General features: G+C 70.7%; 11 protein-coding genes. 7 read left to right on the forward strand and 4 right to left on the reverse strand.

From position 1 onward, the window contains the following. Positions 1 to 6: 6 nt before the first annotated feature. The 4 genes from J2853_RS03805 to eccCb all read left to right on the forward strand — a co-directional run bounded on the left by J2853_RS03805 (position 7) and on the right by eccCb (position 6,972). Positions 7 to 558, forward strand: a complete 552-nt coding sequence (locus tag J2853_RS03805) for an RNA polymerase sigma factor (protein WP_307554998.1) — start codon at positions 7 to 9, stop codon at positions 556 to 558. Continuing rightward, positions 558 to 1,808, forward strand: a complete 1,251-nt coding sequence (locus tag J2853_RS03810; RefSeq protein ID WP_307555000.1) for a CU044_5270 family protein — start codon at positions 558 to 560, stop codon at positions 1,806 to 1,808. Before J2853_RS03805 ends, J2853_RS03810 begins: the two co-directional genes overlap by 1 nt. A gap of 375 nt (positions 1,809 to 2,183) precedes the next feature. Further along, positions 2,184 to 2,645, forward strand: a complete 462-nt coding sequence (locus tag J2853_RS03815; protein WP_307555002.1) for a hypothetical protein — start codon at positions 2,184 to 2,186, stop codon at positions 2,643 to 2,645. Then, a complete protein-coding gene (eccCb, locus tag J2853_RS03820) occupies positions 2,611 to 6,972 on the forward strand; it encodes a type VII secretion protein EccCb (RefSeq protein WP_307555004.1) in 4,362 nt (1,453 codons plus the stop codon). Before J2853_RS03815 ends, eccCb begins: the two co-directional genes overlap by 35 nt. Before the next feature lie 159 nt (positions 6,973 to 7,131). On the opposite strand, the gene J2853_RS03825 is transcribed toward eccCb, so the two are convergent. Genes J2853_RS03825 through J2853_RS03835 form a run of 3 tightly spaced genes read right to left on the reverse strand, consistent with a single transcriptional unit; the run spans position 7,132 to position 10,161 of the window. After that, entirely contained in the window at positions 7,132 to 8,637 is a 1,506-nt protein-coding gene (locus tag J2853_RS03825) for a tripartite tricarboxylate transporter permease (RefSeq protein WP_307555006.1), read from the reverse strand. 20 nt (positions 8,638 to 8,657) lie between these two features. Continuing rightward, complete coding sequence (locus tag J2853_RS03830) at positions 8,658 to 9,119, reverse strand: tripartite tricarboxylate transporter TctB family protein (protein ID WP_307555008.1); 462 nt, start codon at positions 9,117 to 9,119, stop codon at positions 8,658 to 8,660. Position 9,120: 1 nt separating this feature from the next. Next, positions 9,121 to 10,161, reverse strand: coding sequence for a tripartite tricarboxylate transporter substrate-binding protein (locus J2853_RS03835; RefSeq protein ID WP_307555010.1), 1,041 nt, complete (start codon positions 10,159 to 10,161; stop codon positions 9,121 to 9,123). A gap of 159 nt (positions 10,162 to 10,320) precedes the next feature. Between J2853_RS03835 and J2853_RS03840 the strand changes: the two genes are divergently transcribed. Together J2853_RS03840 and J2853_RS03845 are read left to right on the forward strand one after the other, a co-directional pair. Continuing rightward, on the forward strand, positions 10,321 to 11,004 hold the full coding sequence (locus J2853_RS03840) for a response regulator transcription factor (protein WP_307555012.1): 684 nt from the start codon (positions 10,321 to 10,323) through the stop codon (positions 11,002 to 11,004). A gap of 6 nt (positions 11,005 to 11,010) precedes the next feature. Next, positions 11,011 to 12,492, forward strand: a complete 1,482-nt coding sequence (locus tag J2853_RS03845) for a sensor histidine kinase (protein WP_307555014.1) — start codon at positions 11,011 to 11,013, stop codon at positions 12,490 to 12,492. Between the two features lie 35 nt (positions 12,493 to 12,527). On the opposite strand, the gene J2853_RS03850 is transcribed toward J2853_RS03845, so the two are convergent. Then, positions 12,528 to 13,487, reverse strand: a complete 960-nt coding sequence (locus J2853_RS03850) for a TAXI family TRAP transporter solute-binding subunit (RefSeq protein ID WP_307555016.1) — start codon at positions 13,485 to 13,487, stop codon at positions 12,528 to 12,530. Between the two features lie 234 nt (positions 13,488 to 13,721). On the opposite strand from J2853_RS03850, the gene J2853_RS03855 reads away from it, so the two are divergent. After that, positions 13,722 to 14,678, forward strand: coding sequence for a LysR family transcriptional regulator (locus tag J2853_RS03855; protein WP_307555019.1), 957 nt, complete (start codon positions 13,722 to 13,724; stop codon positions 14,676 to 14,678). Positions 14,679 to 14,723: the final 45 nt, after the last annotated feature.

The raw sequence follows: 14,723 nt of genomic DNA on the forward strand, positions 1-14,723 counted from the left end.
CTGGGTGTGGACGACCCCGAAGAACGATTCACCGACCTCTATGACCGGCACTACCGGAGCGTGCTGGGATACGCCCTGTTGCGCACCGAGCACGGCATGGCGGAAGACGTGTCCAGCGAGACCTTCCTGATCGCCTGGCGACGGTTGGACGAGTTGCCCGACCCGGCGCTGCCGTGGCTGCTCGGCGTGGTGCGGAACCTGCTGGCCAAGCAATGGGACTCGCGTCAGCGGCGGCGGAATCTGGTCGACCGGCTCGCGGCGCTCAGCACCTCTCAGGATCACCTGATCTTCGACATCGCCGAGCACGTCGTGGACCGCGAGAGCGCGCTCAACGCGCTGGCCACCCTGCCGGAGCAGGACGTGGAGGCGATGGCGCTCGCCACCTGGCACGGGTTGCCGCCCGACCAGGCCGCCGCCGTCATGGGCTGCTCGACCCGTACGTACAACGTCAGGCTCCACCGGGCCCGCAAGCGTCTGGGCAGGGCGCTGGGCACGGAGGCGAGAGTCGCGAGACCCCGTTCGAGCCTGGCCCGGGCGCGGCTCACCGAGGAGGCCTGATGACATACCCACCCCACCGATCCGGCGAGGAAACCGGCATGACCGACCGCGTGTTCGCCCGGCTCAAACCCGTGGAACTGGACGGGCTGACCGAGGAGGCCTACCTTCGCCGCCGCTCGGACGACCTTGCCCGCGCGTTCCGGACCCCCCGCTCCCCTCAGCGCTCCCGGAGACTCACGATGCCCCGCCTTCCGTTCCTGATCACCGCCGCCACCGCCGTCGCGGGAGCGGCCGCCGCCGTGATCGTCGTTCCCGGCCTCGTCTCCGGGGAATCCGCGCCCGGCGCGCCCACCGCCGCCGCGATCCCACGGGGTTCTCAGACCCCGCAGACGGTGGACGCGCGGTCCTTCCTGCTCGCGGCGGCCGTGACCGCCGCCCGTGAGCCCGCCGAATCGGGCCGCTACTGGTACACCCGCGAGCGCGTCACCCAGAAGGCCACGACGGACGAGGTCGAGTACGCGGCCGAGGTGAAGTCCCTGGTGGAGAAGTGGGAGGCCGAGAAGAAGGAACTGAAGGGCAGGCCGTCGGAGCTGGAGACCGCCAGAAAGGAACTGGAGAGGAAGATCGGCGAGCTCAAGGCCTCGCCTCCGGCGGTGCCGTACGCGGTGACCACCGCCTATACGCAGGACGCGTGGTACGCGCGGGACAAGGGCGACTCCAGCCGTACGATCGGCAACCAGGACGTGAAGATCACGTTCGGGTCCCCGGAGGACGAGGCGAAGTGGAAGAAGGCGGGTTCCCCCGTTCTGCGGAACGACAAGCCGTCGACCGTCTCCTTCGACCACCCGCTGCCCCTGTCGATCGACAACCCGACCCTGACCATCCAGAACGTGGCAAGCCTGCCGACCGACAAGGAGGGCCTGGAGCGACGGCTGCGGAGCCTGTACGGCAAGAGCAGCGCCAAGGACAGGTCCGACTTCGCCGGGTACCTGCCGCAGACGAGTCTGGACCTGCTGCGGGCACCGCTCACCCCCGGCACCCGGTCCGCCCTGTTCAAGGTGCTGGCCGAGCAGCCGGGCATCACGTCCCAGGGCGAGGTCACCGATGTGTTGGGGCGTACAGGGGTTGCCCTCACCTCGCGTTTCACCGCCGATGAGGGCTCGTTCGAGCTTCGTCTGACCTTCGACAAGGAGAGCGCGAAGCTCCTGGAGTACGCGATCACGAAGGAGGGCGAGTCCTCCCCGCTGACGCGGGTGGCCTATCAGGACACCGGCTGGGTCGACCGCCTCGGCGACCGCTCGCGAGACTAGTCCTCGTCCCCGTGGGCCCCCGGCCGCGGCCGGGGGCCCCACTGCGGTCCGGTCGCCGACGTCGGCCGCGGTTGACGCCCGGCGCCGGGCGTCAACCGCGCCGCTCGTGGACGTCGCCGACGAACCGAGACAGCCCGTCATGCCGGCCCACGCTCGTGCACCGCCCCGTATAAGCGAATTCGGGGGCCCGGGGCTCCCGGCCGCCGAGGTCCACACCCGGACGTGCTTTACCGTTTTGCGCGGTCCCAGCTCGAAGACCTGGAGCCACCGTCGTTTTCTCGGCTCCCGTTAATTGTTTCCTCTACAATTCACTCGCTTCGAAGCTTCTGTTGTCAGAATGTCGGCAATGGCCGGGCGAACCACGGAGGACGGGCAATGCGGGACGTGGAACTGACGATCGAGGCGGCCCCCACCGTCACCGCCGAGCGTCTCGACCGGCTGACCCGGCAGCTCCACGATGATCTGCGGAGCCTGGGCACCGTCCGGGTGGCCCTCAAGCCCGACTCCCAGGTGCCGGCCGGTGCGAGGTCCGGGCTGGCGACTCAGCTCGGTGTGCTGGTGGTCGGCGGTGTGTTCTCCAGCGCCGTGATCAAGGCGGTGCTGGAGGTGGTGATGCGACGGCTTGACCGGTCGGCCGTGGTCGAGGCCAAGGTCACCTGGGAGGTCAACGGTGTCCAGGGCACCGTCACGGCCTCCGGGACCGGGATTCCGGCGGAGCAGCTGATCGAGTTGGCGGCGATATGGGGCCGGCCCGCCGAAACCGGGGAGGCCGAGACGGCGACGGAGGAAGGGGAGACGCTCCGTGGGCCGGAGGATCGCACTACTGATCGCAACTGACGGTTACGGGGATCCGGGACTGAACCGGCTCCGTGCCCCGGGCCGGGACGCCGGCCAGCTGGCGCAGCTGCTCGAAGATCAGTCGATTGGCCGGTTCGACCATGTGCGCGTTCTGCTGAACCGTCCGAAGGCGGAGATCGAGGCGGCGATCGAAGAGCTGCTCACGAACCGCATGCCCGACGACCTGGTACTGCTCTACATCGCCTGTCACGGGCTGGCGAACGACGTGGACCGGCTGTTCTTCGCGACGGTCGACACCCAGCTGGCCCGTCGGAACACCACGGCGATCCGGGCCTCCCTGGTTCACGATCTGCTCGACGAGTGCGAGGCGGCCGCCAAGATCGTCCTGTTGGACTGTTGTTACAGCGGGCTCTTCAACCGGGGCCTGTCGACGCGCTCCGAACGGCGAATCGACGTGGAACGTGAGGTGCTGGGGAAGGGCACCGTCGTCCTGACCTCGACCACGAGCCTCGCCTACGCCTACGAGGGGACCCAGTTCACCGACAACGGCGAACCGGCCTCGGTCTTCACCGGCGCGGTGATCGAAGGTCTGCGCTCAGGCGCGGCCGACGCCGACCGGGACGGCATCGTCACCCCCGACGAGCTGTACGACTACGTCTTCCGTGCCGTGATCTCGCAGTTGGGCGAGGAGCAGAAGCCGACCAAGAAGGGGGCGTGCGTTGGGCGCGTCGAGCTCGCCTACGCGCCGTCGATCCACGAGCGGTCCGGGAGCTGGAGAGCGGTCCGGGCCGCGGACGGCCTGGCTCTGGGCTCGCTGCTGCCACCACTGGTCAGCACGGTGGACCAGGGACTGAGATGCGACGCGTGGCCGGGAGCCTCGCGCCTGGAGGTGCCGATCGGCCGTATCGACCGCCGGACCGGCGAGGAGCTCGTGGTCGCGGACCTGACCAGCCGGGGCGGGCACGCGGCGGTGGTGGGCAAGTCCGGCAGCGGCAAGACGACCCTTCTGCGCACGCTCCTGACGGCCCTGGCGCTGACGCACAGCCCCGAGGAAGCGGTCTTCCTCCTGCTGGAAGGACGGGTTAACGGGCTCGGGGTGCTGCGCCGGCTGCCGCACGTGCAGATGGTGGCGGCGCCTCACGAGGTCGACATGGTCGCCGCCGTTCTCACGAGAGCCCAGGACATCATCGAAACGCGGCAGATCATGTTCCGCAAACTGGACATCGAGTCGGTGGACGAGTTCCGCGCGCTGCGGGTGTCACGGAAACTCCCGGCGGGAATGCACGGCGATGTGTTCCTGGTCGTGGACGGCTGGCTCGACTTCTCGATCGGCAGGGAGGCGCTGGAACGGGAAGTCCGGCGCATCGCCAACGCCGGCCTCTACTACGGCGTCCATGTCGTTCTGTCGTCGCGGCAGTGGAGCACGATTCCAGCGGAACTGCTGAGCATCCTGGGCACGCGGTACGAGCTGGCCCTGGACGACCCGGCCGACTCCCGATACGACGCGGTGCTCTCCAGCACGTTGGCCACCGGCAGGGGGCTTGCGGGGGGCAGGCCCTTTCGCGTCGCACTGCCCAGGATCGAGGCGGACGCGGACCAGATCGGCGACCGTGAGGCCCTCGTCTCCCTGTCGATCCAGGTGCAGGAGGCGTGGTCGTCCGTGCGGGTCGCCGAGCCCGACCGGCCCGAACCGCTCGCCTCGAATGTGCTCCTGACCGAACTGCTCGGTATCGCGGACGCCGCCGAGATCGATCTGGCGCGGATGTGGCGTCCCCGTCCGCCGCGGGAACACCTCCGGGTGCCCATCGGGATCGACTCCGAGGGCGAGCCGGTGATGCTCGATCTGAAGGAGTCCGCACGCGACGGCATGGGCCCGCACGGTCTGTGCGTCGGAGCCACCGGTTCCGGCAAGTCCGAGCTGTTGCGCTGTCTCGTTCTCGCGTTGGCCGTGACGCATTCCCCGGAGAGTCTCAACTTCGTCCTCGCGGACTTCAAGGGCGGCGCGACCTTCGCCGGGCTGAACGCCCTGCCGCACGTGGCGGCGTCGATCACGAATCTGGTGGACGACCTGGCCCTGGTGGACCGCATGCGTGACGCCGTCGCCGGAGAACTGGCCCGGCGTCAGGAACTGCTGTGGGCGGCCGGAAACTACGCCAGCGCATGGGACTACGAGGCGGCCCGGGCGGCCGGAACGGCACTGGCTCCGCTGCCGTCACTGCTGATCGTGATCGATGAGTTCAGCGAACTGCTCACGCAAAAACCCGATTTCATCGACACACTGGTACAGGTCGGCCGAGTGGGGCGCAGCCTCGGCGTACATCTGCTCCTGGCCTCACAACGCCTGGAAGAGGGCGCGCTACGGGGTCTGGACGCCCATCTCAGTTACCAGATCGGACTGAGGACCTTCTCCGCCACGGAGAGCCGTGCCCTCCTCGGAGTGCCGGACGCCTACCAGCTCCCGTCCCTGCCCGGCTCCGGCTATCTGAAGTCCGGCGGGGTGGAGTCGTCGTTGACGAGGTTCAAGGGCACGTACGTCTCGGGTCCGTACCGCCGGCCGGAAACCGGCGGCCTCTCCCGCGTCGGCCCGGAGGACTCCGGGGAAACAGGGCAGGTCCCCGCGAACCATGAGTTCGACGACATGACGATCGATGTGATCGTGCGGCGGCTGGCGGGCCAGGGGCCTGACGCCCACCCGGTGTGGCTCCCCCCGCTGGGCGCCCCGGTCACGCTGGACGAGCTGCTGCCGCTCACCGCCGACCCTGAGCGCGGACTCAGGCCGGATCCGTCCATGGGGAGCTCACCACCGCTGCGCGTCCCGCTCGGCATCATGGACCGGCCGTTCCAGCAACGGCGTGACATCCTCTACGCCGACCTGTCCGGTGCGGAGGGGCAGGCGATCGTCGTCGGCGGTCCGCAGTCGGGCAAGACGACGCTGCTCCGCACCCTCATCTCCTCCCTCGCGCTCACCCACACGCCGGCCGAGGCGCAGTTCTTCTGCCTGGACTTCGGGGGTGGCGGGCTGGCCGCGCTGTCCGGGCTCCCGCACATGAGCGGGGTCGGCGGCCGGCTGGAGGGCGAACGGGTCCGCCGGATCGTCCTGGAGGTCGCGAGCATCCTGGAGCGGCGCGAAAAGATCTTTTTGAGCCGGGGCGTCGACTCGATGCACGCGTACCGCGAACAGCTGGCCGCCGGACAGGTGCCGGAAGACCGGTTCGGTGACGTGTTCCTGGTGATCGACGGCTGGAGCGTGCTCCGCCAGGAGTTCGAGGAACTCGAACCCCACGTCCTGGCCGTCGCCCATCGTGGCGTGACCTACGGAGTCCACCTCGTGCTCGGTGCCGAGCGCTGGGCCGCGGTGCGGCCGGCCCTGCGGGACACCTTCGGCACCCGGCTGGAACTGCGCCTCGGCGATCCCGCGGACTCCGAGATCGACCGGCGGGCCGCGGTCTCCGTGCCGGAGGGCACGCCGGGGCGCGGGATCACCCCGGGCCCCTTCCACTTCCTGGCGGCCCTGCCCAGGATCGACGGGCAGACCTCGGCCGAGGACCTCGGCCGGGGCGTGCGGGACCTGGTCGACGCGGTGCGGGAGGCGTGGCCGGGTCCGGTGGCGCCGCAGGTCCGGCTGCTTCCCCGGGTGCTGCCGCTGGCCGACCTCACCGCGCTGGAGCGGCCCGCCGGCCACCTGATCCCCCTGGGGCTGGGAGAGGGGGATCTGGCCCCCGTCATGTGGGACTTCAAAGCCGAACCGAACATGATGATCTTCGGTGAGAACGAATCAGGGAAGTCGAACACGCTGCGGCTGCTGGCCAAGGGCATCGTGGCGGGCAACGACCACAAACAGGCCAGGATGGTCATCGTCGACTACCGGCGGGCGCTGCTGGGCGCCGTGGACACGGAACACCTGATCGGGTACGCCGCCTCCGGATCCGCCCTCGCCTCCGTGATCGCCGATCTCAGATCCGCGCTGGAGAAGCGGTTGCCCGGTCTCGACATCACACCGGAGCAACTCCGCGACCGTTCGTGGTGGACGGGAGCGGAGCTCTACCTGCTGGTCGACGACTACGACCTGGTGGTCACCTCGGGCGGCAACCCGCTGGCTCCGCTGATCGAGCTGCTTCCGATGTCATACGACCTCGGGCTGCACCTGGTCGTCGCCCGCCGCTCGGGGGGAGCCGGCCGAGCCCTGTTCGAGCCGGTGCTGCAGAGGTTGCGAGACCTGGGGACCGGCGGTCTCGTTCTCTCCGGCGACAGGGCGGAGGGCGAACTCCTCGGCAATGTGCGTCCGTCGCGGCAGGTCTCGGGACGTGGGGTGCTGATCACCCGGCAACAGCAGCGACTGGTCCAGATCGCCCACGTTCCCGAATGACACCGCTGCCCGGTGGCCTCGCGCGGCCGGTCCGGGCGCGATGCCGGTGCCGCCGCCGATCCGTCCTTCCCGGGCGCCGGCCCGGACCGGGCGCCGGGAAGGACGTGGACCGGTCGTCTCGCGGAGACGGAGGACGCCGAGCACACGGATCGACGGTCCCTACTCCTCCTCCGTGAACACGATCTCGCGGCGCTTGCGAATCGCCGGGAGGACGGCGATGACGAGCGCCGCCACGGTCAGGGCCAGGAGCACCGCGGAGATGGGCCGGGTCAGGAAGACCGACGCGTCGCCGCGGGAGATGATGAGCGCCCGCCGCAGGTTCTCCTCAAGCAAGGGTCCGAGGACGAAGCCGAGCAGCAGGGGAGCCGGCTCGCAGCCGCACTTGATCAGGATGTAGCCCAGGATCCCGAAGAACGCGATCGCGTAGACGTCGTACGCGTTGAACTCCAGGGAGTAGGTGCCGATCGCGGCGAACAGGATGATCATCGGGAACAGCACCTGGTACGGGATGCGCAGCATGCGCACCCAGAAGCCGATCAGCGGCAGGTTGAGCAGCACGAGCAGCACGTTGCCGATCCACATCGACGCGATCAGGCCCCAGAACAGCGCCGGTTCGTCGGTGATGACGTTCGGGCCGGGGGTTATGCCGTGGACGATGAACGCGCCGACCATCAGCGCCATCACCGGGTGGGCGGGCAGGCCCAGGGTGAGCAGCGGGATGAACGACGTCTGCGCGGCGGCGTTGTTCGCCGACTCGGGACCGGCGACGCCCTCGATCGCGCCGCGCCCGAACTCCTCCCGCCGCTTCGAGATCCGCTTCTCGACGGCGTACGAGGCGAACGAGGCCAGCACGTGGCCACCGCCGGGCAGGACGCCGAGCGCGGCGCCGAGACCGGTGCCCCGCAGGATCGGGCCGACGATCCGGCGCCGGTCCTCGCGGGTCGGCCAGAGGCTCTTCACCTTGCTGACGACCGCCGTGCGGGTCTGCTCGTTCTCCAGGTTGCGCAGGATCTCGGCCACCCCGAACATGCCGACGGCGACCGACACGAAGTCGATGCCGCCGTACAGCTCGCGCTGGTCGAACACGAACCGGGGCGTGCCGGTGTAGAGGTCCTGGCCGATCGTGCCGAGCAGGACGCCGAGCGCGATCATCGCCAGTGCCTTGAGCGTCGAGCCGCGCGCCAGCGCGATCGACACGATCAGGCCGAGCAGCACCAGCGAGAAGTATTCGGCCGGGCCGAACTTCAACGCGACGTCGGCCAGCGGCGGGGCCGCGACGGCCAGCACGACGGTGGCCACCGTACCCGCGATGAAGGATCCGATCGCGGCGGCGGCCAGCGCCGCGCCGGCCCGGCCCTGCCGGGCCATCTCGTGCCCGTCCAGCGCGGTGACCGCCGCCGACGACTCGCCGGGCAGGTTGATCAGGATCGCGGTCGTCGAGCCGCCGTACTGCGCGCCGTAGTAGATGCCGGCCAGCATGATCAGCGCCGTCACCGGCTCGAAGTTGAACGTGATCGGCAGCAGCATCGCCACCGTCGCCGTCGGCCCGATGCCGGGCAGCACGCCGACCGCCGTCCCGAGCAGCACTCCCACGAAGCAGTAGAGGACGTTCTGAACCATCAGGGCGGTCGAGAAGCCCAGTGCGAGGTTGTCGAGAAGTTCCATGTCTCAATCCGGATGCCGCGTCAGAACCCCAGCCACGGGCCCCACAGCGGGACTCGTAGCTGAAGTCCGACGACGAAGATGAGCGTGCCGGCCACGGTCAGTCCGGCGGCCACGGCCACGGCCGTGAGCAGCCGTACGCGCGAGCTGGCCAGCGCGGTGAGCAGGGCGGTCACCGCCGACGTCGGTACGAATCCGAGGCCCCGAACGGTGAATCCGAAGAACAGGATCGCGAGCACGATGGCGGCGACCGCACGCCAGGGGATCGGCCCGAACGAGATCATCTCGCCGGCGACGAGTCCCTTGACGACGATCGCCAGGCCCAGGGCGGCCACGGTCGCGCCGACCAGCAGCGGGAAGGCGCCGGGGCCCATCCGCAGCGGGGTGCCCAGCTCGTAGCCGAGCGACCCCACCACGAACGCGCCACCGATCAGGACGAAGATCCCCCCGACGAGGATGTCGGGGAAGGACCGGCGGCGCTCCATCTCAGGAGGCCTTGACGCCGGCGTCGGCGATGACCTTCGCCCAGGTGCCGAGCTGCTCTTCGAGCTTGGTCCGGAGCGCCTGCGGGGTCGTGTCCTCGGCCGGGACCGGCGCGGTGCCGAGCTTGGCCATCTGGTCGATGACCTTCGGGTCGGCCAGCGCCGTCTTCAGCGCCTCGGACAGCTTCTGGACGACCGCCTGCGGCGTGCCGGTCGGGACGTAGAGACCGTGCCACACGCTGACCTCGAGCTGGGGCAGCCCGGCCTCGGCCGTGGTGGGCAGGTCGGGCAGGCTCTTCACCCGCTCCGGCGTGGTGACCGCGTACGCCTTCACCTTGCCCGAGGAGATCTGGCCGCTGGTGTTGGTCGTCTGGTCGCACATGAAGTCGACCTGGCCGCCGACGAGGTCGGTCAGCGCGGGGCCGGTGCCTTCGTACGGGACCTCCTGGAGCTTGACACCGGTGGCGCTCTGGAACAGCAGGCCGCACAGGTGGGACGCGGCGCCGATGCCGGCGTTGGCCAGCGTGACCTTGTCGGCGTTCGCCTTCACGTAGGTCACGAGCTCCTGGAGCGTCGTGGGGGCGAAGTCCTTGCGGGCGACGACCGTCATCGGCACCTCGGTGACGAGCCCGACCATCTCGAAGTCCTCAAGCGGCTTGTAGCCCAGGTTCTGGTACAGGGCGGGCGCCGTCGACATGCCGATGTGGTGCATGAGCACGGTGTAGCCGTCGGGCTCGGCCCGCGCGACCTCGCCCGCGCCGACCGTGCCGCCCGCACCCTCGGCGTTCTGGACGACGATCTTGGCGCCGAGCTTGGCGGCCATCGGCTCGGCGATCATGCGGGTGACGACGTCCGTCGGGCCGCCCGCGCTGAACGGCACGACGAACGTGATGTTCTGGTCCGGGTAGCCCGCACCTGCGTCGCCACCACTGGTGGCACCTCCGCCGGCGGCGCCTCCGTTGCCGGAACAGGCGGCGACGAGCGAAAGGACGCCGAGCGCGGCGATCATCCGCGCGGCGGCCCGGTGTCTGCCGGTCGTTCTCATATCGCGGCCTCCTCCTCAGCGCACGCGCACTCGTCGGTGAGTGCGCGGCCTCAGTCTCGGACAGCGGGGACGCGGATGGTGTCAGAGGAATCCCAAGGAATGCGCTGATTGTCAGAGAAATCCCAAGATCTGATGATCGGGGCCGTAGAATCCGCCGGTATGCGGATCACCATCATCGAGGATGACGACCGCGTGGCGCGGGCTCTGGTGACCGTCCTGGTCCAGGCGGGCTTCGAGGTCCACCGCCTCGCCACCGCGGCGGAGGCCGTGCACGCCGCCCCGTCCGATGTGGTCCTCGTCGACCTGGGGCTGCCCGACGGCGACGGACTCGACGTGATCCGCAAGCTGCGTGACCGCCCCGAGACCGCCGTCATCGCCGTGACGGCACGGTCGGAGGAGCACGAACGGGTCCGTGGCCTGCGCGCCGGCGCCGACGATTACATCGTGAAGCCCTTCGGCATCCCGGAGCTGCTGGCCCGGATCGACGCCGTCCTGCGGCGCACCCGGGTGGCTCGCTCCCTGAGCCACCCGGACGAGCCGCTCGTCCTCGGTCCGATGCGGATCGGCGTCGGCACCCGCGAGGTCACCATCGGCGGCACGCCCGTGACGCTGACCCGCAAGGAGTTCGAGCTGCTCCTGCTGCTGGCCCGGCGGGCGCCGAACGTGGTGAGCCGCGACGTCATCCTCGACCAGATCTGGGGCGCGACCTGGGAGCCCTCAAGCCGCACCCTGGACACCCACATCGCGGCGTTGCGGCACAAGCTCGGACCGGCCGTGCTCATCCGCACGATCCACGGGGTCGGCTATCGGCTCCTGGCCGACCAGCCGGAGCTGATCGGCTGACACGCCGTGCACCGTCGTCTGCTCGTCGTCCTGGTGCCCCTCGCGGTGCTGCTCGTCTCGGCGCTCGGGGTGCCGCTCAGCGTCACCGTGGCCGAGCGGGAGATGCAGGAGACCTACGTCGACCGGCTCAACGACGTCGGCCGGTTCGCGTCGCTGGCCGAGACCGCGCTGTCGACCGGGCGGACCGAGGCGCTCCACCAGGAGCTGGCGCACTACCACGAGCTGTACGGCATCCCGGTCGCGGTGATCGACACGTCGGGCACGGTGCTGCTCGGACCCGCCGGTGCGTACCGGGAGGCGGCGCGGGCCGAGCCGGGGTTGCCCCGGATCGTGACCGCGGCGCTGGCCGGGGCGAGGTCCGAACCGTCAGGGGCGTGGGCGCCGTGGGACGACTCCGCGCTCGTGGTCGCGGAGCCGGTGGGCCGGGACAGCGAGGTCGTCGGCGCCGTCGTGACGATTTCCGACCTGTCGAAGACGCGCTACAGCATCCTCGTGCGATGGGCCTGGCTCGCCGGGCTCGGGCTGCTGCCGCTGGTCGCTCTGGTGGCCGTCGCCTGGCCGGTGTCGGCGTGGGTGCTGCGGCCGGTGCGGGAGCTGGACGCGGCGAGTTCGCGGATCTCACAGGGCGACCTCACGATCCGGGCGGACGCCGAGGCCGGCCCGGTCGAGCTGCGGCGGCTGGCGGAGTCGTTCAACACCATGATGGACGCGGTCGAGAACGCCGTGCAGCGGCAGCGGGCGTTCGTGTCCGACGCGTCGCATCAGCTGCGCAATCCGCTGACCAGCCTCCGGCTCGCCGTGGAGAGTCTGGAACCGCACCTGCGCGCGGCCGGTAACGGGCGGCAGGTGTACGACGTCGCCGTCGACGAGCTGAAGGCGATGCAGCGGATGCTGAACTCCCTGCAGGCCAGTGCGCGGATGGAGAGCATACGGACGGCGTCGCCGGTGGATCTCGACGCGGTGCTGGCGACCCGGGTGGACCGATGGCGGGCGCTGACGGCGACGGCGGGGCAGACACTGGCGGTCGACGTGCGGCCGGGGCTGCGGTTGCTGGAGCCGACGGGCGGGCTGGGCAGCATCCTGGACGAGCTGATCAGCAACGCGTTGCGGCTGTCGGACGCGCGGGTGGTGGAGGTGGCCGCCCGGGTCGTCCCCGGTGGCACGGGCGCCGGCCCCGGTGACGCCTCCGCGGCCGCAGGCGTGGTCACGATCACCGTCCGCGACGACGGCCAGGGCATCGACGCGTCCGAGCGGGCCCAGGCGCTACAGCGGTTCTGGCGGTCGCCGCGGCACCAGAACGTGCCCGGGACCGGCCTGGGACTGGCGATCTGCGCCGACCTGGTCGGGGCGGCCGGGGGCGAGCTGCGGCTGGAGGAGGGCCTGCCGCGTCCGGACGGGTCCGGGCACGGATTCGCCGCGGTGGTCACCTTGCCGGTCGTTCCGCGGGTGACGCCGTCGTCCGGCGCCCCGGATCCGTCGCCGGTCTGAGGACCCGGCCTCCGCCGCCCTGCCGCCGTCCCGGGTCAGCGCTTGCGGTCGCGGAACCAGGCGGCCGCGCCCGGATGGAGCGGGATCGACGCGGTGGAGATCCCGGTACGCACGTTGATCTGCCACGCTTCGGGAACGGCTTCGGCGCCGTCGCGACTGGCGGAGATGATCGCGCCGGTATGCGTGAAGATCGTGTCGGTGATGGCGTAGACCAGGTCGTCGGGCAGGTCGTTGCGCACGAGAAGCACGTTCGGCACGGCGACGGTGCGGGTGGCCGGGACACCGGCGTAGGCGGTCGCGGGGGTCATGGCCGGAGTGTAGGGACCTGGGAACGCCTCCAAGAGCGCGTCCGCCTGCGCGTCCAACGGGATCAGCCGGATCGGGTGCCGCTGCGCCAGCTCCGCGATGGCGGGGGTCGGGACGCCGGTCAGGGAGAACATCGCGTCGATCTCGCCGTCGCGCAGCGCCGCCGCCGATTCGGCCTGGCTGAGGTAGCGGCCGTCGGCGTCCACCGGGCCGAGCCTCAGAACCCGCAGCGACGTGAACTCCGTCCCCGAGTCGCGGGCGCCGAGGGATACGCGCTTGCCCTTCAGGTCCCGGAACTCGTCGATCGCCGAATCCGCCATGACCACGAGATGCAGGTGGCTGTCGTAGAGCCGGCATATCGCCGAGAGCTCCTCGGGCGCGCTGCCGTCGGTGGTGATCAGCGCGTCCAGGCTCGTCAGCCCCAGGTGCACCTCGCCGGCCCGCAGCATCCGGATGTTGTCGGCGGACGCCCCGCTCGGCACGGTGACCACCGCGACCCCCGGCACCTGCTGGGAGATGTGCTCGGCCAGCGCGCCGCCGATGCGCCGGTACACCGCCCCCGCCGGCCCGGTGGCCAGTCGCAGGCGGACCTTGTCGACCTCGGGCGGCCGGGAGCACCCGACGAGCAGCCCTCCGGCGGCCAGGAGCACCGCCCGCCGGTCGAGCCGTGGCTCCGGGTTCAGCACCATGCCGAGATGATACGGACAGCGGCCGCCGATGACATCGGCGTCGGCGCACCCGCGGTGGACGGACGCCGGCGTCGTGGCGGTGGACGGTGAGGCGACCGGGACCGGAGACGCGGGCGGATGCCGGGGCCAGGGCCTTCCACGACGGGGGAGAGCCGCGCTCGTGGCGGAAATCGACAGCCTTTCCTCAGCACCGTCCCCTACTGATCGCCAGATTTGTACAGTAACGTTCCCCGCGTGACACCCACCCAGCTACGCGCGTTCGTCGCCGTGGTGCGGCTCGGTTCGGTCAAGGAGGCGGCGGCGGAGCTCGGGGTGTCGGAGGCCGCCGTCTCGTTGCACATCGGTCAGTTGCGCAAGGAGTTCGGCGACCAGCTGTTCACGCGGACCGCGTCCGGGCTCGCCTTCACCCCCGGAGGGCTGCGGCTCGCGAGCCGGGCGACGGAGATGCTCAGCCTGCAGGAACGCACGATCGTCGAGGTGAGCCAGGCGAGCCGGGGCCGGCGGCTGCTGCGCGTCGCGGCGTCCAGCCTGTTCGCCGAGCACGCGGCGCCCGGCCTGATCGGGCTGTTCACCAGCAGGGCCGCCGACCTTGACGTGGAGCTGAGCGTGCACGATCCACGAAAGTTCGGTGCCCTGCTGCACTCCCGGACGGTGGACGTGGCGATCGGGCCCCGGGCGGGAAACCCGGACGAGTCGCTGGCGTGCCGGCCGTTCCTCAACTATCAGGTGATCGTCGTGTCCGGACCGGACCACCCGCTCGCCCAGCTCGACGCGGACACCCACCGGTTACGTGAGGAGACGTGGCTGCTCGGCCCGTCGGCGGCGGCGGACATCGGCGTGATTCCCGCGATCCTGCGCCGCCTCAAGGTGTCCGAGGGACACCAGCGGATCTTCCAGAGTCACTCCGCGGCCTTGGAGGAGGTCAAGCGCAACCACGGGGTGGCGCCGACGGTCTCCTTCGCGGTCGCGCAGGATCTGGCCAACGGCCGCCTTGTCCGCGTCGCCGGGCGGACCCTCCGATTCGACGGGGTGTGGGCCACGTCGACCCTCGCCGAACGGGGCGCGTCGTCGGCGGCCGCCGAACTCGTCCGGTTCGTCACCACCCCGCGGGCCACGCAGGCGATGCTGCGCGGCCCGGGGGTCAGCGTCGGCCGGTTCCGCCCCTCCGTTCACGTCACTCTCTGGAGCTGACGCGGCTCCGCGCGTTCACGGAAGGGCCGGCCGGGCTGCTCCGGC

Origin of the sequence: Streptosporangium lutulentum (genome assembly GCF_030811455.1) — a bacterium.
In the GTDB taxonomy this organism is placed as follows: domain Bacteria; phylum Actinomycetota; class Actinomycetes; order Streptosporangiales; family Streptosporangiaceae; genus Streptosporangium; species Streptosporangium lutulentum.